Origin of the sequence: Pseudomonas oryzihabitans (genome assembly GCF_024652905.1) — a bacterium.
Classification (GTDB): Bacteria; Pseudomonadota; Gammaproteobacteria; order Pseudomonadales; family Pseudomonadaceae; genus Chryseomonas; species Chryseomonas benzopyrenica.
The window spans coordinates 855748-881731 of sequence record NZ_CP102428.1 but is presented as its reverse complement, the minus strand read 5'-3'; the positions used below and the strand labels follow the sequence as shown (position 1 = coordinate 881731).

Here is a 25984-nt window from a genome sequence, read left to right as displayed (position 1 = left end):
GAATTGTCCAGACAAAGATCGGGAGACTGCCTAAGCCCGCCGGTGAAGGCAAATCCGAATTTCTCCTGACCCTGGCCCTCTATTGAAAGCCCCCTGCCAAGGAGTCCGCCCATGTCCATCGATCTCGCCCGTGCCGTCCACATCGTCGAAAAGGCCTTTCTGCCCCTGCGCGGCAACGTCCGCGAAGATCCCAGCGACGCCAGCTTTTCCCTTGAGGTGACCGACGGCGCCCGGGTACTGGCCTCGATCGCCCATGTCGCGCGCAGTCAATACAGCCATGCCGGCCACCTCGCCGCCCTGATCGAGCAGACTCGCCTGGAGCTGGCACGCGATGGCTACCTGCTGGAGCCCTGGTCGATGCCGGGTTAGACCGCCGCCCCTGGTCGGCGACCGCGAGGTTCGGCAAGGCGGTGTCGAGCTGATAGACTGCCGCCCCGCAGCCGCCACACCCCGTGGCCCAACGCGAGTGGTTATCGTGGAAATTTTCAAAGAATTCATTTTCGAAGCCGCGCACTTCCTGCCCAATGTTCCGGCAGGCCACAAGTGCGGACGTCTCCATGGGCATTCCTTCAAGGTAGGCCTGCACATCGAAGGTGCTGTCGATCCCCATACCGGCTGGGTCCGGGATTTCGCCGATATCAAGGCCGCCTTCAACCCCCTGTACGAGCGTCTCGACCACCATTATCTGAACGACATCCCGGGTCTCGAGAACCCTACCAGCGAAGTGCTCGCGCGCTGGATCTGGCAACAGCTCAAGCCCCTGCTCCCCGAACTCAGCCAGGTTCGCGTCCATGAGACCTGCACCTGTGGCTGCATCTACCGCGGCGACTAGGCTTATCGGAAAAGCGCCTGCGCTCGGCCATACTGCGTTGAAAATCATCCCGGAATGCTCATTTACCCCTCGTAAACTCCGCTTTCTCGCTGATTTTCGCCTTGCCTGACCTTCGCTCGGCTGCTGTTCAGACAAGCCTTAATTTTTCCCTCCCATTCAAGGTGCCGATGGCGGCAGTCATTTTTCTGCCATAATTCGCGCCTGCCAACTGTCGACGTATCCCCATGTTCGAACTTTTCAGCGGACTCCACGCCTGGGTCGCCATCAGCCTCGTCTTGGCCCTGGCCTTTGTGCTGGCCTTTGAATTCATCAACGGCTTTCACGACACCGCCAACGCCGTCGCCACGGTGATCTACACCAAGGCGATGCCCCCGCACCTCGCGGTGTTCTTTTCCGGCATCTTCAACTTCCTCGGCGTGCTGCTCGGTGGCGTCGGCGTCGCCTACGCCATCGTCCACCTCTTGCCGGTGGAGCTGCTGATCAACGTCAACACCGGCCACGGCCTGGCCATGGTGTTTTCGCTGCTCGCCGCCGCCATCACCTGGAACCTGGGCACCTGGTACTTCGGTATCCCCGCGTCCAGCTCCCACACCCTGATCGGCTCCATCCTTGGCGTCGGCGTGACCAACGCCCTGTTGACCGGTATCCCGGTGAGCGAAGGGGTGAACTGGCAGAAGGCGATCGACATCGGCCTGTCGCTGATCTTCTCGCCACTGGCCGGCTTCGCCGTCGCCGGTTTGCTGCTGCTCGCGCTCAAGCGCTGGCGACCGCTGTCGAAGATGCACAAGACCCCGGAACAGCGCCGCGAACTGGATGCCAAGAAGCACCCGCCCTTCTGGAATCGCCTGATGCTGGTCCTCTCGGCCATGGGCATGAGTTTCGTGCATGGATCCAACGACGGCCAGAAAGGCATCGGCCTGATCATGCTGGTGCTCATCGGCATCGTCCCGGCCAAGTTCGTGCTGGATCTGGACAGCACCACCTACCAGATCGAACGGACCCGTGACGCCGCCATCCACCTGGGCCAGTTCTATGAGCGCCAGGGCGACAACCTCAAGGACTTCCTCGCCGAAGTACCCGGCAATCGCGACCTGCCTCAGGAATTCCGCTGCGCCCCGCACATGACCGTACCAACGCTGCAGGCGCTGCTGGCCGACCTGGAAGGCGTCACCGACTACCGTGCCATGAGCGACGACCATCGCCAGCAGGTGCGCCGCTACCTGCTATGCCTGGACGACACCGCCAAGAAGGTGAGCAAGCTGCCGGTGCTGACCGCGCGCGATCGCGACGATCTCAGCCGCCTACGCAAGGACCTCACCAGCACCACCGAATACGCCCCCTTCTGGGTCATCATCGCCGTCGCCCTGGCCCTGGGCATCGGCACCATGGTCGGCTGGCGTCGCGTGGTGCTCACCGTGGGCGAGAAGATCGGCCGCCAGGGCATGACCTATGCCCAAGGCGTCAGCGCCCAGGTGACGGCGGTGGCGGCCATCGGCATGGCCAACGTCTTCGCCCTGCCCGTCTCCACCACCCACGTGCTGTCCTCGGGCGTGGCCGGCACCATGGTCGCCAACCGCAGCGGCCTGCAGGGCAGCACGGTGCGCAACATCCTCATGGCCTGGGTCCTGACCCTGCCGACCTCCATGGCCCTCTCCGCCGGCTTGTTCTGGCTGGCGCACCTGTTCCTGTGATCCCCATCCACCGGGCTCCGCGCGAGCGGTGCCCGGTTGGACCCCTCGTCGGGAAAGCCTGAACAGGATAGCTATTGACGAGTCTAGAGAAATGTGTCCCAGCAAAGACACCTTTCCGAGACAGCCGTACGGTGAACGTCAATGACTCCTGCGACCTACATCCTTCTTCTGATACTTGGCTGGCTAGCCCTGTCGCTGGCCATACTTTGGGCCATGCTGCGCCTGGCGCGTCGCGCCCGCCCCGTGGCGATGTCCTCGCCCAGGGTGCCGCCCAAGGCAACCTCCGCCGCCCCCGTGAGTCCAGGCGAACACCTGGTCTGCTAGAGCTCTGGACGTGACGAAGCCACCTCGACACCTAGGCGGTGCGCGGGAGAAAAAGGAAGGATTCTTATTGTTTGAGAAGAAGGGATTCGAGCGAAAGCGAATCAGGTGAGCAGGGTGTTTTCCTGAGCACTGCGGCTCATCTGCTCGAGAATCTGGTCTTGCTGTTGCGGGGTCAGGGTGTCCCAGCAGTGGTGCTTGATGAACAGCCCGGCGCCAAAGGCGACGTACAGCGACAGGGCGACGATGACGAGCGTTTCCAGCCCGACGATAGCCCAGGAACGACTCTTGGACGCATTGTCCTTGGTTTTCATAACGACCTCGTGAAATTTAGAGGGGCAATAGTTTAGTCCCTTAAGCAACTTCCGTGCAGCGCCAGTCGTCGATTGGTCAAGCTCATTGACCTGACACCGCGACGAACTTGCCCAAGTTTGTCGGCCCTTCCGGGGCGGCGACTTCCCCCCACAGCCAAGCTGCAGTGGCACGAATGCACGCCAGGCGCCGCGCTGTTATACTCCGCCGACTGACGGGTCGCTGCAGGCCCTGCCGGTTCCGCTGGCTGTATCGGCCGATCCTGCAACTTCCGCAGCGACGCTTTGTCGCATCGCACGTCCATCGCCGCCGCGCCTGTCGCGCGGTCCGATAACGCCTTCTTGGGGCGTCTATCGACTCAAGGGTCGATCCTCGCTCGCCCGGCTTCGCGCCACAGCTGTGATAAAGAGGAGTTAAAGCAAGACATGTCCACCACGTCGAAGATCATCTACACCCTGACCGACGAAGCGCCCGCCCTGGCGACCTATTCGCTGCTCCCCATCGTCGAGGCCATCACCGCCTCCTCCGGCGTCGCCCTCGAAACCCGTGACATTTCCCTTGCCGGCCGCATCATCGCCCTCTTCCCCGAGTACCTGAAGGAAGAGCAGCGCATCTCCGACCACCTCGCCGAACTCGGCGAACTGGCCACCACTCCCGAAGCCAACATCATCAAGCTGCCCAACATCAGCGCCTCGGTGCCGCAGCTCAAGGCCGCGATCAAGGAACTGCAGGGTCAGGGTTACGCCCTGCCGGACTATCCGGACGAGCCCAAGGACGACAAGGAAAAGGACGTCAAGGCGCGCTACGACAAGGTCAAGGGCAGCGCCGTGAACCCGGTCCTGCGCGAAGGCAACTCCGACCGCCGCGCGCCGCTGTCGGTCAAGAACTACGCCCGCAAGCATCCCCATCGCATGGGCGCCTGGAGTGCCGACTCCAAGTCCCACGTCGCCCACATGGACGCCCATGACTTCTATGGCAGCGAGCGCTCGGCCACCGTCGAGAACGCCGGCAGCCTGAAGATCGAACTGATCGGCAAGGACGGCAGCAGCAAGGTCCTCAAAGAGAAGACCGCGGTCAAGGCGGGCGAGATCGTCGATGCCTCGACCATGAGCCGCAAGGCCCTGCAGAGCTTCATCGCCGCCCAGATCGAAGACGCCAAGGCCAAGGGCGTGCTGTTCTCCGTGCACCTGAAGGCCACCATGATGAAGGTCTCCGACCCCATCATGTTCGGCATCATCGTCGGCGAGTTCTACAAGGACGTGCTGGCCAAGCACGAAGCCGCCCTGAAAGAAGCCGGCTTCGACCGCAACAACGGAATCGGCGACCTCTACGCCCGCCTGTCCAGCCTGCCGGAAGCCACCCAGGCCGCCATCAAGGCCGACTTCGACGCCCAGTACGCCCAGCGTCCGGCGCTGGCCATGGTCAACTCCGACAAGGGCATCACCAACCTGCACGTGCCGAGCGACGTCATCGTCGACGCCTCCATGCCGGCCATGATTCGTGACTCCGGCAAGATGTGGAACGCCGAAGGCAACCTGCAGGACACCAAGGCCATCATCCCCGACCGCTGCTATGCCGGTGTCTACCAGGTGGTGATCGAGGACTGCAAGCAGAACGGCGCCTTCAATCCCAGCACCATGGGCAGCGTACCCAACGTTGGCCTGATGGCGCAGAAGGCCGAGGAATACGGCTCCCACGACAAGACCTTCCAGATCCCCACCGACGGTACCGTGCGCGTGACCGACGACCAGGGCAAGGTGGTCTTCGAGCACCCGGTCGAGGCCGGTGACATCTGGCGCATGTGCCAGACCAAGGACGCGCCGATCCAGGACTGGGTCAAGCTGGCCGTCAACCGTGCCCGCGCCAGCGGCACCCCGGCGATCTTCTGGCTGGACCAGAACCGCGCCCACGACGCCCAGGTCATCGCCAAGGTCGAGCGCTACCTCAAGGATCACGACACCAACGGCCTGGACATCCGCGTCCTGGCGCCCGAGGAAGCCACACGCGTGTCCCTGGAGCGCATCCGCAAGGGCGAGGACACCATCTCGGTGACCGGCAACGTCCTGCGCGACTACCTGACCGACCTCTTCCCCATCATGGAACTGGGCACCAGCGCCAAGATGCTGTCCATCGTCCCGCTGATGAACGGCGGCGGCTTGTTCGAGACCGGTGCCGGCGGCTCCGCACCCAAGCACGTCCAGCAGTTCGTGCAGGAAAACCATCTGCGCTGGGATTCCCTGGGCGAGTTCCTGGCCCTGGCCGAATCCCTCAACCACCTGGGCGAGACCACCGGCAACGCCAGGGCCAAGATCCTGGCCAAGACCCTGGACCAGGCCAACGGCCAGTTCCTCGACAGCAACAAGTCGCCGTCGCGCAAGGCCGGTGAACTGGACAACCGCGGCAGCCACTTCTACCTGGCGCTGTACTGGATCCAGGCTCTGGCCGAGCAGAACGACGACGCCCAGCTCAAGGCCCAGTTCGAGCCGGTGGCCAAGTCGCTGACCGCAGACGAAGCCAAGGTGGTCGCCGAGTTGAACGGCGTCCAGGGCCAGGCCGTGGACATCGGTGGCTACTACCACCCCGACCAGGCCAAGACCCGCCAGGCCATGCGTCCGAGCGCCACGCTCAACGCCGCCCTGGAACAGCTCAAGGGCTGAACCTGAGGGCTGCGTCCGCAGCCTGAATGGGTGATTACAGCGAACCCTGGCCCTGGCCGGGGTTCGCTGCATTTGGGACCGACAAAACTTAAGGCGTATACTGCGCGATTACCGATAGCGGAGTCCGAGATGAATTGGCACGCCCACGTCACCGTGGCCACCGTGGTGGAAGACGCCGGTCGCTTCCTGCTGGTGGAAGAAGAGAAGCAGGGTCGCCTGGTGCTCAACCAGCCGGCCGGCCACCTGGAGCCAGGCGAGAGCCTGATCGAGGCGGCACGCCGCGAGACCCTGGAAGAAACCGCCTGGCAGGTGGAGATCCAGGGCGTGATCGGCATCGGCCTCTATGTCGCGCCGGGCAATGGCGTCACCTACTACCGCACCGCCTTCCATGCCCGCCCCCTGGCCCACGAGCCCGAGCGTGCCCTGGACGCCGACATCACCCGCGCGGTCTGGCTCACCCTCGACGAGATCCGCGCCGAGCAGGCCCGACTACGCAGCCCCCTGGTCCTGGACGCCATCGAGAAATACCTGGACGGACACCGCTATCCCCTGTCGATGATCGTAGATATGAGAGGTTCTTGAAGTGAACGGCACCCGCGTCATCGTCGGCATGTCCGGCGGAGTGGATTCCTCGGTCTCGGCCCTCTTGCTCAAGGAGCAGGGCTATCAGGTCGAGGGCCTGTTCATGAAGAACTGGGACGAGGATGACGGCACCGAGTACTGCACCGCCAAAGAAGACCTGGCCGACGCCCAGGCGGTCTGCGACCGCATCGGCATCACGCTGCACACGGCCAACTTCGCCGCCGAGTACTGGGATCACGTCTTCGAGCACTTCCTCGCCGAATACAAGGCCGGTCGCACGCCGAATCCGGACATCCTCTGCAACCGCGAGATCAAGTTCAAGGCCTTCCTCGACTACGCCCTAGCCCTGGGCGCCGACCTGATCGCCACCGGTCACTATGTGCGCCGCCGCGACGTCGACGGCCAGACCCTGCTGCTCAAGGGCCTCGACGCCAACAAGGACCAGAGCTACTTCCTCCACGCCGTGGGCGGCGAGCAACTGGCGCGCACCCTCTTCCCGGTGGGCGAATTGGAAAAGCCCGAGGTCCGCGCCATCGCCGAGCTGCATGGCCTGGCCACCGCGCGCAAGAAGGACTCCACCGGCATCTGCTTCATCGGCGAACGCCGCTTCAGCGACTTCCTCAAGCAGTACCTGCCGGCCCAGCCGGGTGACATCGAGACCACCACCGGCGAGGTCATCGGCCGCCACCACGGCCTGATGTACCATACCATTGGGCAGCGCCAGGGCCTGGGCATCGGCGGCATGAAGGATGCCGGTGACGATCCCTGGTACGTGCTGAGCAAGGACCTGACCCGCAACGTGCTGATCGTCGGTCAGGGCAACGCCCACCCCTGGCTGTTCGCCGAGGCCCTGACCGTCAGCGAGATGTTCTGGGTCAATGACCTGGACCTCACCCAGCCGCGCCGCCTCACCGCCAAGGTCCGCTATCGCCAGCAGGACCAGCCCTGCCGGATCGAACGCCAGGGCAGCGGCTACCGGGTGGTCTTCGACGAGCCCCAACGCGCCGTGACCCCGGGTCAATCGGTGGTCTTCTATGACGGCGATGTCTGCCTGGGCGGTGGCGTGATCGAACACTATCAACCTGCCTGCGCCGAGGCGCCCGCCGCATGAATCGCACCCAGGAACAACTCATCGCCCTGGGCGGCGTCTTCCAGGCCGCCGTGCTGGTGGACCAGTTGGCGCGCACCGGCCAGGTGCCCGAAGAACCCCTGGCCTGCCTGCTCGGCAGCCTGCTGGTCAGGGATCCGGGCAGCACCCTGGACGTCTACGGCGGCAGCGTAGTGCCGCTGCGCGAGGGCCTGGGCGCCCTTTCCAGCACCCTGGAGCGCAATCCCAACAGCCTGCAGCGCGAGCCCCTGCGCTATGCCCTGGCGATGACCGCCCTGGAACGCAAGCTGGAGAAGCGCGGCGACCTGCTCGACCTCATCGGCCGGCGCCTCACCCAGATCCAGTCCCAGGTCGAGCACTTCGGTGTGGCCCACGAGAACGTCATCGCCGCCTGCGGTGGTCTCTACGAGGACACCCTGAGCACCTTCAAGCAGCGCATCCAGGTGCACGGCGAGATGCGCTACCTGCAGCAATCCGCCACCGCCTCGCGGGTACGCGCCCTGCTGCTGGCCGGGATTCGCTCGGCGCGCCTCTGGCGCCAGCTCGGCGGCCATCGCTGGCAGCTGGTGCTCAATCGCCGCAAGCTGCTCGACAATCTCTATCCCCTGCGCAACGGCTGATCCCAGGCCGGCGGCGGTACTACAGCCCCGGCCTTTGCGTGTAGAATTCCGCCCCTTTCTCCCCCGCTACCAAGAGAATGCCCATGCAGCTCTCCTCGCTCACCGCCGTATCGCCCATCGACGGCCGTTACGCCGGCAAGACCGCCGCCCTGCGCCCCATCTTCAGCGAATTCGGCCTGATCCGTTTCCGCGCCCAGGTCGAGGTCCGCTGGCTGCAGCGCCTGGCCGCCCACGCGGGCATTCCCGAAGTCGCGCCCTTCTCCGCCGAAGCTAATGCCCTGCTGGACAAGCTGGCCACCGCGTTCAGCGTCGAGCAGGCGCAGCGGGTAAAGGACATCGAGCGCACCACCAACCACGACGTCAAGGCCATCGAGTACCTGCTCAAGGAAGAGGTCGCCAACCTGCCGGAGCTGGCTGCGGTGAGCGAATTCATCCACTTCGCCTGCACCTCCGAGGACATCAACAACCTGTCCCACGCCCTGATGCTGCGCGAAGGCCGTGACCAGGTGCTGCTGCCGCTGATGCGCCAGATCGCCGGCGAGATCCGCGTGCTGGCCCATCGCTTCGCCGACGTGCCCATGCTGTCGCGGACCCACGGCCAGCCCGCCTCCCCTACCAGCCTGGGCAAGGAACTGGCCAACGTGGTCTATCGCCTGGAACGCCAGATCGAGCAGATCGCCGCCATCCGCCCGCTGGGCAAGATCAACGGCGCCGTGGGCAACTACAACGCCCACCTGTCCGCCTACCCCGACGTCGACTGGGAAGCCAATGCGCGCACCTTCATCGAAGACGACCTCGGCCTGACCCTGAATCCCTACACCACCCAGATCGAGCCGCACGACTACATCGCCGAGCTGTTCGACGCCATCGCCCGCTTCAACACCATCCTGATCGACTTCGACCGGGACATCTGGGGCTACATCTCCCTCGGCTACTTTAAGCAGAAGACCGTAGCCGGCGAGATCGGGTCCTCGACCATGCCGCACAAGGTCAACCCCATCGACTTCGAAAACTCCGAAGGCAACCTGGGCATCGCCAACGCCATCCTCCAGCACCTGGCCAGCAAGCTGCCAATCTCCCGCTGGCAGCGTGACCTGACCGACTCCACCGTGCTGCGCAACCTGGGCACCGGCCTGGCCCACGGCGTGATCGCCTACGAAGCCACCCTCAAGGGCATCGGCAAGCTGGAACTCAACGCCGCGCGCATCGCCGAAGACTTGGACGCCTGCTGGGAAGTCCTGGCCGAGCCGGTGCAGACCGTGATGCGCCGCTATGGCGTGGCCAACCCCTACGAGAAGCTCAAGGAGCTGACCCGTGGCAAGGGCATCAGCGCCAGCGCCCTGCAGGACTTCATCGACGGCCTGGAAATCCCCGAGGCCGCCAAGGCCGAGCTGCGCCAACTGACTCCGGCCGGCTATATCGGCAACGCTGCCGAACAGGCCCGTCGGGTCTGAGAACCTGCCCACGATCTGCTGCGCGTCGGCCAAACGGCGTTGAAAATGCCTTCGGAATGCTCATTTACCACTCGTAAACTCCGCTTCCTCAGGCCTTTTCGCCTTGTTTGACTCTAGCTCGCAAGATCGTAAACAGGTTCTGAGGCTGCCTACTTTTCTACGCCCGGCCTTGCCGGGCGTTTTTCATTGCGCGAGGTGTGCATGAACCCGGATCAACCCCTGCAACTGCTCGGCGGCCTGACCGCCCGTGAATTCCTGCGCGACTACTGGCAGCGCAAACCCCTGCTGATCCGCCAGGCCATCCCGGACTTCCAGAATCCCCTGGAGCCCGACGAACTGGCCGGCCTGTCGCTGGAAGAGGAAATCGAATCCCGCCTGATCATCGGCCAGGACCGTACCTGGGAACTGCGCCGCGGCCCCCTACCGGAAGACACCTTCGCCAGCCTGCCCGAGCGGGACTGGACCCTGCTGGTGCAATCGGTCGATCAGTTCGTCCCCGAGGTGGCCGAGGTGCTGGAGTCCTTCCGCTTCCTGCCCAACTGGCGCGTCGACGACATCATGGTCAGCTATGCCGCCCCCGGTGGCGGTGTCGGCCCCCACTACGATCACTACGACGTCTTCCTGCTGCAGGGCCATGGCCGCCGCCGCTGGCGCATCGGCCAGCAATGCACCGCCGACAGCCCGCTGATCGACGGCCTGGAGCTGAAGATCCTCGCCGACTTCCAGCAGACCGACGAATGGGTCCTGGAACCGGGTGACATGCTCTACCTGCCGCCGGGCCTGGCCCATGACGGCATCGCCGAGGACGAGTGCATGACCTACTCCATCGGCTTCCGCGCGCCCAGTGCCGGCGAAGTGCTCACCCACTTCACCGACTTCCTCGCCCAGTTCATCCCCGAGGACGAGCGCTACAGTGACGCCGGTTGCGCGCCGGCCAGCGAGCATCCGGCGGAGATCCCGCCCGAGGCCATCAAGCGCCTGCGCGGCCTGATGGAACGCCACCTGAGCGATGATCGCCTGCTGCTGGCCTGGTTCGGCCAGCACATGACCGAGCCGCGGTACCCGGAGCGGGTCGCCAGGGAAAACCTCAGCGCCAAGCAGCTGCGCAAGGAACTCGACGAAGGCGCCCTGCTGATGCGCAATCCTAGTGGCCGCATCGCCTGGAGTCGCCTGGAAGAAGAGGTGATGGTCTTCGCCAGCGGCCAGAGCCGCCTGCTGCCCATGCGACTGCAACCGCTGCTCGACCTGCTATGCTCGGCGGAGGTCCTGCACGAGGCCAATCTCGCGCCCTGGCTGCAGGACGACGATGCCATGCGCCTGATCCGCGAACTGCTCCAGCAGGGCAGCCTGATCTTCGCCGGAGAAGACGACGACGAGTGAGAGGGAGCCGCCGTGGACGAGTCCTTTGCCGATCTGACCCTGGACGCCCTGCCCGAACCTCAGCTCGGCCAGGATCTCGCCCTGCGCCTCGAAGGCCTGGACGCCCTGCGTGAGCACAGCGTCCGCCTCATCGCTCAAGCCAGCCGCCAGCTGTGTATCCAGACGCCTGACCTGGAAGCGCCCCTCTACGACAACCGGGACGTCGAGACGGCGATCAAGCGCCTGCTGCTGGGCCATCCACGGCATCAGGTACGTCTCCTGATCAACGACAGCGCCCTCGCGATGCGCCAGGGCCATCGCCTCATCGCCCTGGCGCAGCGCCTGACCAGCAACCTGCTGATTCGGCGACCACCGGCCGACCAGCAACCGGAAGGCGCCTGCCTGATCGTCGACGACCAGGCCCTGCTGCGCCGCACGGGCAGCGCACCCACCGGCTTCGTCCGTTATGGCGACCGCGCTGCGGTCAAGGTGCAACAACAGGTCTTCGATCGCCTCTGGGCCATCAGCCAACCGGATCAGGAATTGCGGAGGATGCTGCTGTGAAAGGCCTGCTGGCGCTCTTGCTGCTGTTGACGGCCACCGTCTGGGCCGCCCCCCGCACCGAAGTCATTCCCCTGCAATACCGCACCGCCGACGACCTGCTGCCCACCCTGCAAGCCGTCCTCGGCGGCGAAGGCAAGGTCAACGTCTATGGCAATCAGCTGATCGTCAACGCCGAGCCGGCCAAGCTGGCCGAGATCAAGAATCTGCTGGCCCAGCTGGATACCCAACCGCGGCGCCTGCTCATCACCCTGGCTACCCGCGCCGGCAGTTCGGGCGCCAGTCAGGGCTATTCGGTAAACGGCGATGTGCGCTCGCCCCAGGTGCGCATCATCGAGGACAGCACCGACCAGAAGGAGGATGGCGCCCAGCGCGTCCAGGTCACCGAGGGCTATCCCGCCTTCATCCGCTTCGGCGCAGACGTGCCGGTGACCACCTACCAGACCTCGCCCTATGGCCAGAGCTACGCCCAGACCGATTACCGCCGGCTCGAACGCGGCTTTCAGGTCACCGCCCGTCTGAGCGGCAACCTGGTCCATCTGGACATCAACAGCGTGGATGATCGCGCCGCGGCCATGCGCCCGGGCACGGTGCAGACCCAGAGCGCCGCCACTCGCATCAGCGGCCCGCTGGGGCAATGGCTGGATCTGGGCGGCTTTCGCCAACAGGTCGAGAGCGACCAGAACGGCCTCACCAGCTACTACTCGACCGAGGGTCGTGACGACCGTCAACTGAGCATTCGCGCCGATCTCATCGACTAGCGAATCGGCGAACGGCAGAACTCTGGCGGCAACTGGCAATCTAGGACACAGGAAGCAAAAGAAACTTATTTGAGAATAATTCTTATATTCATTCTCAAATAAACCTGAAGTTCCGTTTAGTTTGATTCAAAGCAGTCCAATAGAATCTTTTTAAGCCAATAAATTTACAGAATGAATCGATAGAGCATAAAATCTGTCTGTGTTGCGACACCGTGTCGCACTGATAGCGCCTGATACCCAATAATTAAGGATTCAAAGCATGTCTGAGTCGATCAGCCTACTGACCCACAACTGGAGCTTCGCGGTATTTCTCCTGGGCGTGGTCGGTCTGATCGCCTTCATGCTCGGAGTCTCAAGCCTGCTCGGCAGCAAAGCCGTGGGCCGTAGCAAGAACGATCCCTTCGAGTCCGGCATCGTCCCCACCGGGGGTGCTCGTCTCCGTCTCTCTGCCAAGTTCTATCTGGTCGCGATGCTCTTCGTGATCTTCGACGTCGAAGCCCTCTTTCTCTTCGCCTGGTCGGTTTCCATCCGTGAATCGGGATGGGCCGGCTTCGTGGAAGCCTCCATTTTCATAGCAATTCTGTTGGCGGGTCTTGTCTACCTGTGGCGAATCGGAGCGCTCGATTGGGCGCCTGCGAGCCGTCGCGAGCGGCAGGCGAAGTCGAAACAATGAGGCTTTGGCAATGCAATACAATCTCACCCGGATCGATCCCGATGCGGCAGTAGACCGCTATCCGGCCGGCCAGCGGGAAACCGTGGCCGACCCCGTCGAAAGTCAGGTCAACCGCAGCATCTTCATGGGCAAGCTCGAAGATGTCCTGCGGGGCGCGGTCAATTGGGGGCGCAAGAACTCCCTCTGGCCGTACAACTTCGGCCTGTCCTGCTGCTATGTGGAAATGACCACCGCCTTCACGGCGCCCCATGACATCGCCCGCTTCGGCGCCGAAGTCATCCGGGCCTCGCCGCGTCAGGCCGACTTCATGGTCATCGCCGGCACCCCCTTCATGAAGATGGCCCCGGTCATCCAGCGCCTGTACGAGCAGATGCTGGAACCCAAGTGGGTGATCTCCATGGGCGCCTGCGCCAACTCCGGCGGTATGTACGACATCTACTCGGTCGTTCAGGGCGTGGACAAGTTCCTGCCCGTCGACGTCTATGTGCCCGGCTGCCCGCCTCGCCCCGAAGCCTTCCTCCAGGGCCTGATGCTCCTGCAGGACTCCATCGGTGAAGAGCGCCGCCCCCTCTCCTGGGTGGTGGGCGACCAGGGTATCTACCGCGCCGAGATGCCTTCGCAGCGCGAGCAGAACCGCGAGCGCCGCATCCAGGTCACCAACCTGCGCAGCCCAGACGAAGTGTAAGTCCCTTCCGGGACCTGCACGCTGACGACGATCGATTAGCGACGGAACATCATGACCGCAGACACCGCTCTGTCCGCCTCTGCGCTCGCCCCTGCCGGCGAAGCGTCGGTGGTTGGCGAACTCCAGGGCCAATTCGGCGCCGACGCCCTGACCCTGCAAGACACCCGTACCGGCATGCCGGTGATCTGGGTGGCGCGCGAAAGAATCATCGAAGTGTTGCGCTTCCTGCGCAACCTGCCCCGCCCCTACGTCATGCTCTATGACCTGCATGGCGTGGACGAACGCCTGCGAACCCATCGCCGCGGCCTGCCCAACGCGGACTTCACGGTCTTCTACCACCTGCTGTCCATCGACCGTAACAGCGATGTGATGCTCAAGGTAGCCCTGTCCGCCAACGACCTGCGCCTGCCCACCGCCACCGGCATCTTCCCCAATGCCAACTGGTACGAGCGGGAAGTGCTGGACATGTACGGCATCCATTTCGACGGTCACCCGCTGCCCAAGCGCATGCTGATGGCCGACAACTGGCAGGGGCACCCCCTACGCAAGGACTATCCGGCGCGCGCGACCGAGTTCGATCCCTATGCGCTGAATGCCGCCAAGCAGGATCTCGAACAGGAAACCCTGAGATTCAAGCCCGAGGAATGGGGCATGAAGGAGCATGCGGAAAATTCCGACTTCATGTTCCTCAACCTGGGTCCGAACCACCCTTCCGCCCACGGTGCCTTCCGCATCATCCTGCAGCTGGACGGCGAAGAGATCGTCGACTGTGTCCCGGAGATCGGCTACCACCACCGTGGCGCCGAGAAGATGGCCGAGCGTCAGTCCTGGCACAGCTACATCCCCTACACCGACCGGATCGACTACCTGGGTGGGGTGATGAACAACCTGCCCTACGTCCTCTCGGTGGAAAAACTCGCCGGCATCAAGGTGCCGTCGCGGGTCGACTTCATCCGCGTGATGATGGCCGAGTTCTTCCGCATCAACAGCCACCTGCTGTACCTGGGTACCTATATCCAGGACGTCGGCGCCATGACCCCGGTGTTCTTTACCTTCACCGACCGTCAGCGCGCCTACAAGGTGATCGAGGCCATCACCGGCTTCCGCATGCACCCGGCCTGGTTCCGTATCGGCGGCGTCGCCCATGACCTGCCACGTGGCTGGGACAAGCTGGTTCGCGAATTCCTCGACTGGATGCCCAAGCGTCTGGACGAGTACGAAAAGGCCGCGATGAAGAACAGCATCCTCATCGGCCGGACCAAGAACGTCGCCGTCTACAACACCAAGGAAGCCCTCGAGTGGGGCGTCACCGGTCCCAACCTGCGCGCGACCGGTCTGGACTTCGACCTGCGCAAGGCCCGCCCCTACTCCGGCTACGAGAACTTCGAATTCGAGGTGCCCATCGCCCATAACGGCGACTGTTACGACCGCGGCATGCTGCGCGTCGAGGAGATGCGCCAGAGCCTGCGCATCATCGAGCAGTGCCTGCAGCACATGCCCGAAGGCCCGTACAAGGCGGATCACCCGCTCACTACGCCGCCGCCCAAGGAGCGCACCCTGCAGCACATCGAGACCCTGATCACCCACTTCCTGCAAGTGTCCTGGGGTCCGGTGATGCCGGCGGGCGAAGCCTTCCAGATGATCGAGGCGACCAAGGGCGCCAACAGCTATTACCTGACGAGCGATGGCAGCACCATGAGCTACCGCACCCGCATCCGGACGCCGAGCTTCCCGCATCTGCAGCAGATCCCGGCCGTCATCCGCGGCAGCATGGTGTCCGACCTGATTGCCTACCTGGGCAGTATCGACTTCGTCATGGCCGACGTGGACCGCTGAGCATGAGCACCGAAACCCTGATCCAAACCGACCGTTTCGTCCTGAGCGACACCGAGCGCTCGGCCATCGAGCACGAGATGCATCACTACGAGGACCCGCGCGCGGCGTCCATCGAAGCCCTGAAGATCGTCCAGAAGGAACGTGGCTGGGTGCCGGACGGCGCCATCTACGCCATCGGCGAGGTGCTGGGCATTCCCGCCAGCGACGTCGAGGGCGTGGCGACCTTTTACAGCCAGATCTTCCGCGTGCCGGTCGGTCGCCACATCATCCGGGTGTGCGACAGCATGACCTGCTACATCGGCGGCCACGAATCCGTGGTCGGCGAGATCCAGCGGCAGCTGGGCATCGGCCTGGGCCAGACTACCACCGACAGCCGCTTTACCCTGCTGCCGGTCTGCTGCCTGGGCAATTGCGACAAGGCCCCGGCGCTGATGATCGACGACGACACCCATGGCGATGTCCAACCTGCGGGCGTGGCCAAACTGCTGGAGGGATACGCATGAGACTGACCTCCTTCGGGCCTGCCAACAGCATCGCCCGTACCCCCGAGACCCATCCCCTGACCTGGCGCCTGCGTGAAGACGGCGCCCCGGTCTGGCTGGAGGAATATCAGGCGAAGGACGGCTACGCCGCGGCGCGCAAGGCGCTGACCGAGCTGGCACCCGACGCCATCGTCCAGGAAGTCAAGGACTCCGGCCTCAAGGGTCGCGGCGGTGCGGGCTTCCCCACCGGCGTGAAGTGGGGCTTGATGCCCAAGGACGAATCCCTCGATATCCGCTACCTGCTGTGCAATGCGGACGAGATGGAGCCCAACACCTGGAAGGACCGCCTGCTCATGGAGCAGCTGCCGCACCTGTTGGTGGAAGGCATGCTGATCAGTGCCCGGGCGCTCAAGGCCTACCGTGGCTACATCTTCCTGCGCGGCGAATACGTCGACGCCGCCGCCAACCTGCGGCGCGCGGTGGAAGAGGCCAAGGCCGCCGGTCTGCTCGGCAAGAACATCCTCGGCAGCGGCTTCGACTTCGAACTGTTCGTCCACACCGGCGCCGGTCGCTACATCTGTGGCGAAGAGACCGCGCTGATCAACTCCCTGGAAGGTCGCCGCGCCAACCCGCGCTCCAAGCCGCCCTTCCCCGCCGCCGTCGGCGTCTGGGGCAAGCCGACCTGCGTCAACAACGTCGAGACCCTGTGCAACGTGCCGGGCATCGTCGCGGGTGGCGTGGACTGGTACAAGAGCCTGGCCCGCGAAGGCAGCGAAGACATGGGCACCAAGCTCATGGGCTTCTCCGGCAAGGTGAAGAATCCCGGCGTCTGGGAACTGCCCTTCGGCATCACCGCCCAGGAGCTGTTCGAGGACTATGCGGGCGGCATGCGCGATGGCTTCAAGCTGAAATGCTGGCAGCCCGGTGGCGCCGGTACCGGCTTCCTGCTGCCCGAGCACCTCTCGGCGCAGATGTACGCCGGCGGCATCGGCAAGGTCGGCACCCGCATGGGCACCGGCCTGGCCCTGGCCGTGGACGACAGCGTCAACATGGTCTCGCTGCTGCGCAACATGGAAGAGTTCTTCGCTCGCGAATCCTGCGGCTGGTGCACCCCCTGCCGCGACGGCCTGCCCTGGAGCGTCAAGCTCCTGCGCAGCCTGGAGAAGGGCGAAGGCCAGCAGGGCGATCTCGATACCCTGCTGCAACTGGTCAACTTCCTCGGCCCGGGCAAGACCTTCTGTGCCCACGCACCAGGCGCCGTCGAGCCTCTGGGTAGTGCCATCAAGTATTTCCGCGAGGAGTTCGAGGCCGGTGTGCGCAAGGCGCCCAGCGAACCTCGTCCGACTGCTTCCGCGACCGTGATCTGAGGACCAGCCCCTCGGGGCCGCTTCCATCGCTTTCTGGCCGGGCTCGACCCGGCCGGCGCTGCCACTGGCGACCGCCAGGGCGGCGCGAACGTTTTCCCATTAGCCAGACCCGCCCTGCGCGGGTGAGAAGAAAACCCTATGGCCACTATCCATGTAGACGGCAAGACGTACGAGGTCGACGGGGCGGACAACCTCCTCGAAGCCTGCCTGTCCCTGGGGCTCGACATCCCCTATTTCTGCTGGCACCCGGCGCTGGGCAGCGTCGGCGCCTGCCGCCAGTGCGCGGTGAAGCAGTTCGCCGACGAGAATGACACTCGCGGGCGCCTGGTCATGTCCTGCATGACCCCGTCCAGCGACAAGACCTACATCTCCATCGAAGACGCCGAAGCCAAGGAATTCCGCAGCTCCGTCATCGAATGGCTGATGACCAACCATCCCCACGACTGTCCGGTCTGCGAAGAAGGCGGCCACTGCCACCTGCAGGACATGACGGTGATGACCGGTCACAACAAGCGCCGTTATCGCTTCACCAAGCGTACCCACCAGAATCAGGACCTCGGCCCATTCGTCGCTCACGAGATGAACCGCTGCATCGCCTGCTATCGCTGCGTGCGCTACTACAAGGACTACGCCGGCGGTACCGACCTGGGCGTCTATGGTGCCCACGACAACGTCTACTTCGGCCGCGTCGAGGACGGTGCCCTGGAGAGCGAATTCTCCGGCAACCTGACCGAGGTCTGCCCCACCGGGGTGTTCACCGACAAGACCCACTCCGAGCGCTACAACCGCAAGTGGGACATGCAGTTCGCCCCGAGCATCTGCCATGGCTGCTCATCGGGCTGCAACATCAGCCCCGGCGAGCGCTATGGCGAACTGCGCCGCATCGAGAACCGCTTCAACGGCTCGGTGAACCAGTACTTCCTCTGCGACCGTGGCCGCTTCGGCTATGGCTATGTCAATCGCAAGGATCGTCCGCGCCAGGCCCTGCTGAAGGACGGCAGCCTGGAGACCGGCATCGACGCCGCCCTGGATCGCGCCGCCCTGCTGCTGCGCGGTAAGAAGGTGATCGGCATCGGCTCGCCCCGCGCCAGCCTGGAAAGCAATCACGCCCTGCGCGAACTGGTCGGCGCCGAGAATTTCTCCAGCGGCATGAGCGCCCGTGACCTGGCCAACGTGCGCCTGGTGCTGCAGGTCCTCAAGGACAGCCCCCTGCCCGTCCCGACCCTGCGCGCCATGGAGAAGCACGATGCCGTCTTTGTCCTCGGCGAGGATCTGACCCAGACCGCCGCCCGCCTGGCGCTGTCCCTGCGGCAGTCCGTCAAGGGCAAGCCCGAGGCCATGGCCGCGGCGCAGAAGATCCAGCCCTGGCTGAACGCCGCCGTGCAGAACATCGGCCAGAGCGAGCGCAATCCGCTGTTCATCGCCAGCGTCGCCGCCACCCGCCTGGATGACGTCGCCGACGCCCGTCTGCATGGCTCGCCGCTGGAACTGGCCCGTTTCGGCCACGCCGTGGCCCACGCCATCGACGCCAGCGCCCCGGCCGTCGACGGTCTGAGCAGCGAAGTCGCCGAGCAGGCCCGTCTGCTGGCCGAAACCCTACTGGCCGCCGAACGGCCGCTGGTGGTGTCCGGCACCTCCCTGGGTGAACCGGCGCTGATCGAAGCCGCCGCCAACCTGGCCAAGGCCCTGGCCGCCAAGGGCAAGGCCGGCTCCCTAAGTCTGGTGGTGCCCGAAGCCAACAGCCTGGGCCTGGCGCTCTACGGCGGCGAGTCCGTCGAAGACGCCTTCGCCGCCCTGGAAAACGGCCAGGCCGATGCCCTGGTGGTGCTGGAGAACGATCTCTATCGCCGTGCCCCGGCCCAGCAGGTGGATCAGGCCCTGGCCCGCGCCCAGGCGCTGGTGGTGCTGGATCACCAGCGTACCGCCACCGCCCAGCGCGCCGACCTGGTGCTGCCGGCGGCGAGCTTCGCCGAAGGCGACGGTACCCTGGTCAGCCAGGAAGGTCGCGCCCAGCGCTTCTTCCAGGTCTACGAACCGAGCTATTACGATCCCTCCAGCCTGGTCCGCGAGGGCTGGCGCTGGCTGCACGCCCTGCGCAACACCCTGGACAACCGCCCGGTGGACTGGACCCAACTGGACCACGTCACCGACGCCGTGGCCACCGCCGCACCGCAATTGGACGGCATCCGCGATGCCGCGCCCAACGCCAGCTTCCGGGTGAAGGGCCTCAAGCTCGCTCGTGAACCGCACCGCTACAGTGGCCGTACCTCCATGCGTGCCAACCTCAGCGTGCACGAGCCGCGTGCGCCCCAGGACGCCGACACCGCCTTTGCCTTTTCCATGGAAGGCTATGCCGGCAGCGCCGAGCCGCGTCAGCAGATCCCCTTCGCCTGGTCACCGGGCTGGAACTCGCCCCAGGCCTGGAACAAGTTCCAGGACGAGGTGGGTGGTCACCTGCGCGCTGGCGATCCGGGCGTACGCCTGATCGAGTCCCAGGGTGATCGCCTGAGCTGGTTCGCCGTGCCGACCGCTGCCGTGCGCGGCGCCGAGTCCGGCTTTCAGGCCGTACCGCTGTACCACCTGTTCGGCAGCGAAGAGACCTCTTCCCGCGCCGAGCCGGTGCGTGAGCGCATCCCGGCGGCCTACGTGGCCCTGGCCAAGGCCGATGCCGACCGCCTGGGTGTCAACGAAGGTGCCCTGCTGCGCCTGCAGGTCGCCGGTCAGGAACTGCGCCTGCCACTGCAGATCAAGGCCGAGCTGTCCGCTGGCCTGGTCGGCCTGCCCGCCGGCTTCGAAGGGATTCCGGTGGACTTCGCCGGCCTTACCGTGGAAGGACTGCAGGAGGCCGCGGCATGACCTGGCTCACCCCTACCCTCATCGCCGTGGTGATCGGCGTCCTCAAGGCCATCGTCATCCTCCTGGCGGTGGTCATCTGCGGGGCGCTGCTGAGCTTTGTCGAACGGCGCCTGCTGGGTCTCTGGCAGGACCGTCATGGTCCCAACCGGGTCGGCCCCTTCGGTGCCTTCCAGCTCGGCGCCGACATGCTGAAGATGTTCTTCAAGGAGGACTGGACGCCGCCGTTCGCCGACAAGATGATCTTCGCCCTGGCACCGGTGATCGCCATGGGCTCGCTGCTGGTGGCCTTCTCGGTCATTCCGATCACCCCCACCTGGGGCGTGGCTGACCTGAACGTCGGCCTGCTTTTCTTCTTCGCCATGGCCGGCGTCAACGTCTATGCCGTGCTTTTCGCCGGCTGGGCGAGCAACAACAAGTTCTCGCTGCTGGGCGCCATGCGCGCCTCGGCCCAGACGCTCTCCTACGAGGTGTTCATGGGTCTGTCGGTGATGGGCATCGTGGCCGTGACCGGTTCCTTCAACATGAGGGACATCGTCGAGGCGCAGCACCAGGGCTGGTGGTTCATCGTTCCCCAGTTCTTCGGCTTCTGTACCTTCTTCATCGCCGGCATCGCCGTCACCCACCGTCACCCCTTCGATCAGCCGGAAGCCGAGCAGGAGCTCGCCGACGGTTACCACATCGAATACGCGGGCATGAAGTGGGGCATGTTCTTCGTCGGCGAGTACATCGGCATCGTGCTGATCTCGGCGCTGCTGGTGACCCTGTTCTTCGGCGGCTGGCACGGTCCCTTCCTGGACACCCTGCCCTGGCTGTCGTTCTTCTGGTTCGCCCTGAAGACCGCCTTCTTCATCATGATCTTCATCCTGCTGCGCGCGTCCATTCCGCGTCCGCGCTACGACCAGGTAATGGCCTTCAGCTGGAAGTTCTGCCTGCCCCTGACCCTGATCAACCTGCTGGTGACCGGCGCGGTGGTGCTTTACACCGCCACGCCGGCCATCGGCCAGTGAGGTATCCGTCATGATCAAGGAAATCCTGCACGTCCTGCATGGCACCTACACCCAGTTGCGCAGCATCGTGATGGTCTTCGGCCACGCCTTCCGCAAGCGCGACACCCTGCAATACCCCGAGGAGCCGGTGTACCTGCCGCCGCGCTATCGCGGCCGCATCGTGCTCACCCGCGACCCCGACGGCCAGGAGCGCTGCGTGGCGTGCAACCTGTGCGCCGTGGCCTGCCCGGTCGGCTGCATCTCCCTGCAGAAGACCGAGGCCGAAGACGGTCGCTGGTATCCGGAGTTCTTCCGCATCAACTTCTCGCGCTGCATCTTCTGCGGCATGTGCGAGGAGGCCTGCCCCACCACCGCCATCCAGCTGACCCCGGACTTCGAGATGTCCGAGTTCAAGCGCCAGGAGCTGGTGTACGAGAAGCAGGACCTGCTGATCTCGGGTCCGGGCAAGTATCCGGAATACAACTTCTACCGCGTGGCCGGCATGGCCATCGCGGGCAAGCCCAAGGGTGCCGCGCAGAGCGAGGCAGAGCCGATCAACGTGAAGAGCCTGCTGCCCTAAGGAGCTGTCGTGGAATTCGCCTTCTATTTCTCCACCGGGGTGGCCGTCCTGGCCACCTTCCGGGTGATCACCAACACCAATCCGGTGCATGCGCTGCTGTACCTGATCATCTCGCTGCTGGCCGTGTCCATGGTGTTCTTTGCCCTGGGCGCGCCCTTCGCCGGCGCCCTGGAGATCATCGTCTACGCCGGCGCCATCATGGTGCTGTTCGTCTTCGTGGTGATGATGCTCAACCTCGGGCCGGTCGTCGCCGACCAGGAACGCAAGTGGCTGACCCCCAAGGTCTGGATCGGTCCGTCGATCCTCGCCGGTGCGCTGCTGGTGGAACTGCTGGTGGTGCTCGCGCGCACGCCGGGCGGCGCTACCATCGGCCATACCTCGGTGGAAGCCAAGGCCGTGGGCATTAGCCTGTTCGGACCCTATCTGCTGGCGGTCGAACTGGCGTCCATGCTGCTCTTGGGTGCCCTGGTCGCGGCCTATCACCTGGGTCGCAGCGACGTCAAAGACGGGATCGGCGAGTGAGTCGCCAAGGACTGGAGAACAGCCAATGAACACCATACCTCTGGAACACGGCCTGGCCCTCGCCAGCGCCCTGTTCGCCCTTGGCCTGGTGGGCCTGATGGTCCGCCGCAACATCCTCTTCGTGCTCATGAGTCTGGAAATCATGATGAACGCCGCCGCCCTGGCCTTCGTGGTCGCGGGTAGCCGTTGGGGCGCTCCCGACGGCCAGGTGATGTTCATCCTGGTGCTGAGCCTGGCCGCCGCCGAGGCCAGTATCGGCCTGGCGATCCTGCTGCAGCTCTATCGCCGCTTCCACACCCTCGACGTCGATGCCGCCAGCGAGATGCACGGATGAACCTGCTACCCCTCACCTTCGCCTTTCCCCTGGTCGGCTACTTCCTGCTGGCCTTCTCCCGCGGTCGGCTGTCGGAGAATCTCTCCGCGCTGATCGGCGTGGGTTCGGTAGGCCTGGCGGCGCTGGTCGCCGCCTGGGTCGGCTGGAACTTCCACGTCGCACCGCCCGCCGACGGCCACCTGACCCTCGTCCTCTGGCAGTGGATGAACGTGGAGGGCTTCGCGCCCAACATGGCTCTCTACCTGGACGGCCTGTCGCTGACCATGCTCGGCGTGGTCACCGGCGTCGGCTTCCTGATCCACCTGTTCGCCTCCTGGTACATGCGCGGTGAAGAGGGCTATTCGCGCTTTTTCGCCTACACCAACCTGTTCATCTTCAGCATGTTGCTGCTGGTTCTCGGCGACAACCTGCTGCTGCTGTACTTCGGTTGGGAAGGCGTGGGCCTGTGCAGCTACCTGCTGATCGGCTTCTACTATAGCGAGCGCGCCAACGGCAACGCGGCGCTGAAGGCCTTCATCGTCACCCGCGTCGGCGACGTCTTCATGGCCTTCGGTCTGTTCATCCTGTTCATGACCTTGGGCACCCTGGACATCCAGGAGCTGCTGCAGAAGGCGCCGGACGTCTTCGCCAGCGGTGATCCGCTGATCGTGCTGGCCACCCTGGCGCTGCTCGGCGGTGCCGTCGGCAAGTCGGCCCAGTTGCCGCTGCAGACCTGGCTGGCGGACGCCATGGCCGGTCCGACCCCGGTCTCGGCGCTGATCCACGCGGCGACCATGGTGACCGCGGGCGTCTACCTGATCGCCCGGACCCACGGCCTGTTCCTGCTGGCACCGGAGATCCTCCACCTGGTCGGCATCGTCGGTGCCGTGACCCTGGTGCTGGCTGGTTTCGCCGCCCTGGTCCAGACCGACATCAAGCGCATCCTGGCCTATTCGACCATGAGCCAGATCGGCTACATGTTCCTGGCCCTGGGTGTAGGCGCCTGGCAACCGGCGATCTTCCACCTGATGATCCACGCCTTCTTCAAGGCGCTGCTGTTCCTCGCCTCGGGTTCGGTGATCCTGGCCTGCCACCACGAGCAGAACATCTTCAAGATGGGCGGCCTGTGGAAGAAGATCCCCCTGGCCTACGCCAGCTTCGTGGTGGGCGGTTCGGCCCTGGCGGCACTGCCGCTGGTAACCGCCGGCTTCTACTCCAAGGACGAGATCCTCTGGGAAGCCATGGCCAGCGGTCACACCTACCTGCTCTATGCAGGCCTGGCCGGTGCCTTCCTGACCTCGATCTACACCTTCCGCCTGATCTTCATCACCTTCCATGGCGAGGCGCACACCGAGGCTCATGCCGGCCACGGCATCGCCCACAACCTGCCGCTGGCGGTACTGCTGGTGCTTTCGACCTTCGTCGGCGCGATGATCGTGCCGCCGCTGGCCGGTGTGCTGCCGGAATCCGTCGGCCATGCCGGTGGCGAAGCCAAGCACTCGCTGGAGATCACCTCGGGGGCCATCGCCATCGCCGGCATCCTCCTGGCCGCCTTGCTCTTCCTTGGCAAGCGTTCCTTCGTGAACGGTCTGGCCAAGAGCGCACCGGGCCGCTTCTTCGGGACCTGGTGGTATCACGCCTGGGGCTTCGACTGGCTGTACGACCTGATCTTCGTCAAGCCGTACCTGCTGCTGACCCGCCTACTGCGTCGCGATCCCTTCGACCAGGCCATCGGCTTGATCCCGATGCTGGCACGCGGTGGCAACCTGGCACTGAGCATCACCGAGAACGGCCGTCTGCGCTGGTACGCGGCTTCCATCGTGGGAGGCGCCGTGCTGTTGCTCGGCGCGCTGCTGCTGGCCTGACCCCCTGACTAAGGATAAGTACACGTCATGCTTCTGCCCTGGCTAATCCTGATCCCCTTCATCGGCGGCCTGCTCTGTTTCCTCACGGAAAAGACCGGCCCGCTGGTGCCCCGCTGGATCGCTCTGTTCACCATGCTGCTGGAGCTGGCGCTCGGCCTCTGGCTGTGGGCCCACGGCGACTACAGCCTGGCGCCGGCCCCTGGTGCCGAAACCGCCTGGACCGCGGAATTCCAGATGGACTGGATTCCGCGCTTCGGCATCAGCCTGCACTTCGGCCTCGACGGCCTGTCGCTGCTGATGATCCTGCTCACCGGCCTGCTCGGTGTGCTGGCGGTGACCTGCTCCTGGCGCGAAGTGCAGCGCCACGTCGGCTTCTTCCACCTCAACCTGCTGTGGATCATCGGCGGCGTGGTGGGGGTGTTCCTGGCGCTGGACCTGTTCCTGTTCTTCTTCTTCTGGGAAATGATGCTGGTGCCGATGTACTTCCTGATCGCGCTGTGGGGCCATAGCTCCGCGGACGGCAAGAAGAGCCGCATCACCGCCGCCACCAAATTCTTCATCTTCACCCAGGCCAGCGGCCTGATCATGCTGGTGGCGATCATCGCCCTGGTACTGGTGAACTACGGTGCGACCGGCGTCCTGACCTTCGACTACGAAGACCTGCTGCAGCTGCAGCTGGACCCCAAGCTGGAATACCTGCTGATGCTGGGCTTCTTCATCGCCTTCGCGGTGAAGCTGCCGGTGGTGCCGCTGCACTCCTGGCTGCCCGATGCCCACGCCCAGGCGCCAACCGCCGGTTCCGTCGACCTCGCCGGTATCCTGCTCAAGACCGCCGCCTACGGCCTGCTGCGCTTCGCCATCCCGCTGTTCCCCAACGCCTCGGCGGAATTCGCGCCGATCGCCATGTGGCTGGGCATCATCGGCATCTTCTACGGCGCCATCCTGTCGTTCGCCCAGACCGACATCAAGCGCCTGGTGGCCTACTCCAGCGTCTCGCACATGGGCTTCGTGCTGATCGGCATCTACTCCGGCAGCCCCCAGGCGCTGCAGGGCGTGGTGGTGCAGATGATCGCCCACGGTCTTTCCGCCGCCGGCCTGTTCATCCTCTGTGGCCAGCTCTACGAGCGCATGCATACCCGTGACATGCGCGAGATGGGCGGTCTCTGGGCACGCCTGCCCTACCTGCCGGCCCTGAGTCTGTTCTTCGCCTCGGCGTCCCTGGGTCTGCCCGGTACCGGTAACTTCGTCGGCGAGTTCCTGATCCTGCTGGGCGCCTTCCCGGTGGTACCGATGATCACCGTCATCGCCACCTTCGGCCTGGTGTTCGCCTCGGTCTATTCGCTGATCATGATCCACCGTGCCTACTTCGGCCCAGCCAAGGCCGAGGGTGCCCTGCCGGGTCTGAACGCACGGGAACTGTCGATGCTGCTGTTGCTTGGCGTGCTGCTGGTGCTGCTCGGCGTCTACCCGCAGCCGGTGCTGGATACCTCGGCCGCGAGCATGGCCGGTGTCCAGCAGTGGCTCGGCGAAGCCTTCTCCTCTCTCGTTTCCGCCCGGTAAG

Annotated in this window: 24 protein-coding genes; 23 read left to right on the top strand and 1 reads right to left on the bottom strand. The window is 64.8% G+C overall.

Going from position 1 to position 25984, the window contains the following annotated elements:
• The first annotated feature begins 111 nt into the window (after positions 1-111).
• The 3 genes from NRG74_RS04135 to NRG74_RS04125 all read left to right on the top strand — a co-directional run bounded on the left by NRG74_RS04135 (position 112) and on the right by NRG74_RS04125 (position 2523).
• Positions 112-369, top strand: coding sequence for a hypothetical protein (locus NRG74_RS04135; RefSeq protein ID WP_093252321.1), 258 nt, complete (start codon positions 112-114; stop codon positions 367-369).
• A gap of 106 nt (positions 370-475) precedes the next feature.
• Positions 476-832, top strand: coding sequence for a 6-carboxytetrahydropterin synthase QueD (gene queD / locus NRG74_RS04130; RefSeq protein ID WP_257705771.1), 357 nt, complete (start codon positions 476-478; stop codon positions 830-832).
• A gap of 224 nt (positions 833-1056) precedes the next feature.
• The gene (locus NRG74_RS04125; protein ID WP_173147933.1) at positions 1057-2523 is read left to right on the top strand and encodes an inorganic phosphate transporter; all 1467 of its coding nucleotides are present in this window, start codon (positions 1057-1059) and stop codon (positions 2521-2523) included.
• A 425-nt stretch (positions 2524-2948) separates the two neighbouring features.
• Here NRG74_RS04125 and NRG74_RS04120 read toward each other — a convergent pair whose 3' ends face one another.
• On the bottom strand, positions 2949-3158 hold the full coding sequence (locus NRG74_RS04120; protein ID WP_007158876.1) for a hypothetical protein: 210 nt from the start codon (positions 3156-3158) through the stop codon (positions 2949-2951).
• Positions 3159-3581: 423 nt separating this feature from the next.
• On the opposite strand from NRG74_RS04120, the gene NRG74_RS04115 reads away from it, so the two are divergent.
• From NRG74_RS04115 to nuoM, 20 genes are all read left to right on the top strand, one after another.
• The gene (locus tag NRG74_RS04115) at positions 3582-5813 is read left to right on the top strand and encodes an NADP-dependent isocitrate dehydrogenase (RefSeq protein ID WP_257705770.1); all 2232 of its coding nucleotides are present in this window, start codon (positions 3582-3584) and stop codon (positions 5811-5813) included.
• A gap of 129 nt (positions 5814-5942) precedes the next feature.
• Positions 5943-6395 (top strand): NUDIX hydrolase, encoded by a 453-nt coding sequence (locus NRG74_RS04110; RefSeq protein WP_257705769.1) that lies wholly within the window; start codon positions 5943-5945, stop codon positions 6393-6395.
• Between the two features lie 28 nt (positions 6396-6423).
• Positions 6424-7506, top strand: coding sequence for a tRNA 2-thiouridine(34) synthase MnmA (mnmA, locus tag NRG74_RS04105; RefSeq protein ID WP_221433671.1), 1083 nt, complete (start codon positions 6424-6426; stop codon positions 7504-7506).
• On the top strand, positions 7503-8123 hold the full coding sequence (hflD, locus tag NRG74_RS04100) for a high frequency lysogenization protein HflD (protein WP_017641461.1): 621 nt from the start codon (positions 7503-7505) through the stop codon (positions 8121-8123). Before mnmA ends, hflD begins: the two co-directional genes overlap by 4 nt.
• 83 nt (positions 8124-8206) lie before the next feature.
• The gene (purB, locus tag NRG74_RS04095) at positions 8207-9577 is read left to right on the top strand and encodes an adenylosuccinate lyase (protein ID WP_017641462.1); all 1371 of its coding nucleotides are present in this window, start codon (positions 8207-8209) and stop codon (positions 9575-9577) included.
• A gap of 201 nt (positions 9578-9778) precedes the next feature.
• A complete protein-coding gene (locus NRG74_RS04090; protein WP_257705768.1) occupies positions 9779-10957 on the top strand; it encodes a ribosomal protein uL16 3-hydroxylase in 1179 nt (392 codons plus the stop codon).
• 12 nt (positions 10958-10969) lie between these two features.
• Positions 10970-11500, top strand: a complete 531-nt coding sequence (locus NRG74_RS04085; protein ID WP_093252342.1) for a hypothetical protein — start codon at positions 10970-10972, stop codon at positions 11498-11500.
• Positions 11497-12258 (top strand): secretin N-terminal domain-containing protein, encoded by a 762-nt coding sequence (locus tag NRG74_RS04080; protein ID WP_257705767.1) that lies wholly within the window; start codon positions 11497-11499, stop codon positions 12256-12258. The genes NRG74_RS04085 and NRG74_RS04080 overlap by 4 nt, the downstream gene beginning before the upstream one ends.
• 259 nt (positions 12259-12517) lie before the next feature.
• Positions 12518-12931, top strand: a complete 414-nt coding sequence (locus tag NRG74_RS04075) for an NADH-quinone oxidoreductase subunit A (protein ID WP_007158885.1) — start codon at positions 12518-12520, stop codon at positions 12929-12931.
• Between the two features lie 10 nt (positions 12932-12941).
• On the top strand, positions 12942-13616 hold the full coding sequence (locus tag NRG74_RS04070; protein WP_007158886.1) for a NuoB/complex I 20 kDa subunit family protein: 675 nt from the start codon (positions 12942-12944) through the stop codon (positions 13614-13616).
• 51 nt (positions 13617-13667) lie between these two features.
• A complete protein-coding gene (nuoC, locus tag NRG74_RS04065; RefSeq protein WP_017642311.1) occupies positions 13668-15452 on the top strand; it encodes an NADH-quinone oxidoreductase subunit C/D in 1785 nt (594 codons plus the stop codon).
• Between the two features lie 2 nt (positions 15453-15454).
• Positions 15455-15955: an NADH-quinone oxidoreductase subunit NuoE gene (nuoE, locus tag NRG74_RS04060; protein ID WP_017642310.1), complete on the top strand. Its 501-nt coding sequence runs from the start codon at positions 15455-15457 to the stop codon at positions 15953-15955.
• The gene (nuoF, locus tag NRG74_RS04055; RefSeq protein ID WP_093252346.1) at positions 15952-17301 is read left to right on the top strand and encodes an NADH-quinone oxidoreductase subunit NuoF; all 1350 of its coding nucleotides are present in this window, start codon (positions 15952-15954) and stop codon (positions 17299-17301) included. The genes nuoE and nuoF overlap by 4 nt, the downstream gene beginning before the upstream one ends.
• Positions 17302-17439: 138 nt before the next feature.
• Positions 17440-20157 (top strand): NADH-quinone oxidoreductase subunit NuoG, encoded by a 2718-nt coding sequence (gene nuoG, locus NRG74_RS04050; RefSeq protein WP_257705766.1) that lies wholly within the window; start codon positions 17440-17442, stop codon positions 20155-20157.
• On the top strand, positions 20154-21164 hold the full coding sequence (gene nuoH / locus NRG74_RS04045) for an NADH-quinone oxidoreductase subunit NuoH (protein WP_017642307.1): 1011 nt from the start codon (positions 20154-20156) through the stop codon (positions 21162-21164). The genes nuoG and nuoH overlap by 4 nt, the downstream gene beginning before the upstream one ends.
• Positions 21165-21174: 10 nt before the next feature.
• Positions 21175-21723, top strand: a complete 549-nt coding sequence (gene nuoI / locus NRG74_RS04040; protein ID WP_017642306.1) for an NADH-quinone oxidoreductase subunit NuoI — start codon at positions 21175-21177, stop codon at positions 21721-21723.
• Between the two features lie 9 nt (positions 21724-21732).
• Positions 21733-22245, top strand: a complete 513-nt coding sequence (nuoJ, locus tag NRG74_RS04035; protein ID WP_257705765.1) for an NADH-quinone oxidoreductase subunit J — start codon at positions 21733-21735, stop codon at positions 22243-22245.
• A 25-nt stretch (positions 22246-22270) separates the two neighbouring features.
• Positions 22271-22579, top strand: a complete 309-nt coding sequence (gene nuoK / locus NRG74_RS04030) for an NADH-quinone oxidoreductase subunit NuoK (RefSeq protein ID WP_257705764.1) — start codon at positions 22271-22273, stop codon at positions 22577-22579.
• Positions 22576-24423 carry an NADH-quinone oxidoreductase subunit L gene (nuoL, locus tag NRG74_RS04025; protein ID WP_257705763.1) on the top strand — a complete coding sequence of 616 codons (1848 nt, stop codon included), beginning with the start codon at positions 22576-22578 and terminating at the stop codon, positions 24421-24423. Before nuoK ends, nuoL begins: the two co-directional genes overlap by 4 nt.
• Positions 24424-24450: 27 nt before the next feature.
• On the top strand, positions 24451-25983 hold the full coding sequence (gene nuoM / locus NRG74_RS04020; RefSeq protein WP_064308993.1) for an NADH-quinone oxidoreductase subunit M: 1533 nt from the start codon (positions 24451-24453) through the stop codon (positions 25981-25983).
• Position 25984: the final 1 nt, after the last annotated feature.

What these genes read in the sequence shown, in the direction of transcription:
- NRG74_RS04135 (WP_093252321.1), top strand. Translation starts at nt 112, where the DNA reads ATGTCCATCGATCTCGCCCGTGCCGTCCACATCGTCGAAAAGGCCTTT.
- NRG74_RS04125 (WP_173147933.1), top strand. Translation starts at nt 1,057, where the DNA reads ATGTTCGAACTTTTCAGCGGACTCCACGCCTGGGTCGCCATCAGCCTC.
- NRG74_RS04120 (WP_007158876.1), bottom strand. Translation starts at nt 3,158, where the DNA reads ATGAAAACCAAGGACAATGCGTCCAAGAGTCGTTCCTGGGCTATCGTC.
- NRG74_RS04115 (WP_257705770.1), top strand. Translation starts at nt 3,582, where the DNA reads ATGTCCACCACGTCGAAGATCATCTACACCCTGACCGACGAAGCGCCC.
- NRG74_RS04110 (WP_257705769.1), top strand. Translation starts at nt 5,943, where the DNA reads ATGAATTGGCACGCCCACGTCACCGTGGCCACCGTGGTGGAAGACGCC.
- mnmA (WP_221433671.1), top strand. Translation starts at nt 6,424, where the DNA reads ATGTCCGGCGGAGTGGATTCCTCGGTCTCGGCCCTCTTGCTCAAGGAG.
- hflD (WP_017641461.1), top strand. Translation starts at nt 7,503, where the DNA reads ATGAATCGCACCCAGGAACAACTCATCGCCCTGGGCGGCGTCTTCCAG.
- purB (WP_017641462.1), top strand. Translation starts at nt 8,207, where the DNA reads ATGCAGCTCTCCTCGCTCACCGCCGTATCGCCCATCGACGGCCGTTAC.
- NRG74_RS04090 (WP_257705768.1), top strand. Translation starts at nt 9,779, where the DNA reads ATGAACCCGGATCAACCCCTGCAACTGCTCGGCGGCCTGACCGCCCGT.
- NRG74_RS04075 (WP_007158885.1), top strand. Translation starts at nt 12,518, where the DNA reads ATGTCTGAGTCGATCAGCCTACTGACCCACAACTGGAGCTTCGCGGTA.
- NRG74_RS04070 (WP_007158886.1), top strand. Translation starts at nt 12,942, where the DNA reads ATGCAATACAATCTCACCCGGATCGATCCCGATGCGGCAGTAGACCGC.
- nuoC (WP_017642311.1), top strand. Translation starts at nt 13,668, where the DNA reads ATGACCGCAGACACCGCTCTGTCCGCCTCTGCGCTCGCCCCTGCCGGC.
- nuoE (WP_017642310.1), top strand. Translation starts at nt 15,455, where the DNA reads ATGAGCACCGAAACCCTGATCCAAACCGACCGTTTCGTCCTGAGCGAC.
- nuoF (WP_093252346.1), top strand. Translation starts at nt 15,952, where the DNA reads ATGAGACTGACCTCCTTCGGGCCTGCCAACAGCATCGCCCGTACCCCC.
- nuoG (WP_257705766.1), top strand. Translation starts at nt 17,440, where the DNA reads ATGGCCACTATCCATGTAGACGGCAAGACGTACGAGGTCGACGGGGCG.
- nuoH (WP_017642307.1), top strand. Translation starts at nt 20,154, where the DNA reads ATGACCTGGCTCACCCCTACCCTCATCGCCGTGGTGATCGGCGTCCTC.
- nuoI (WP_017642306.1), top strand. Translation starts at nt 21,175, where the DNA reads ATGATCAAGGAAATCCTGCACGTCCTGCATGGCACCTACACCCAGTTG.
- nuoK (WP_257705764.1), top strand. Translation starts at nt 22,271, where the DNA reads ATGAACACCATACCTCTGGAACACGGCCTGGCCCTCGCCAGCGCCCTG.
- nuoL (WP_257705763.1), top strand. Translation starts at nt 22,576, where the DNA reads ATGAACCTGCTACCCCTCACCTTCGCCTTTCCCCTGGTCGGCTACTTC.
- nuoM (WP_064308993.1), top strand. Translation starts at nt 24,451, where the DNA reads ATGCTTCTGCCCTGGCTAATCCTGATCCCCTTCATCGGCGGCCTGCTC.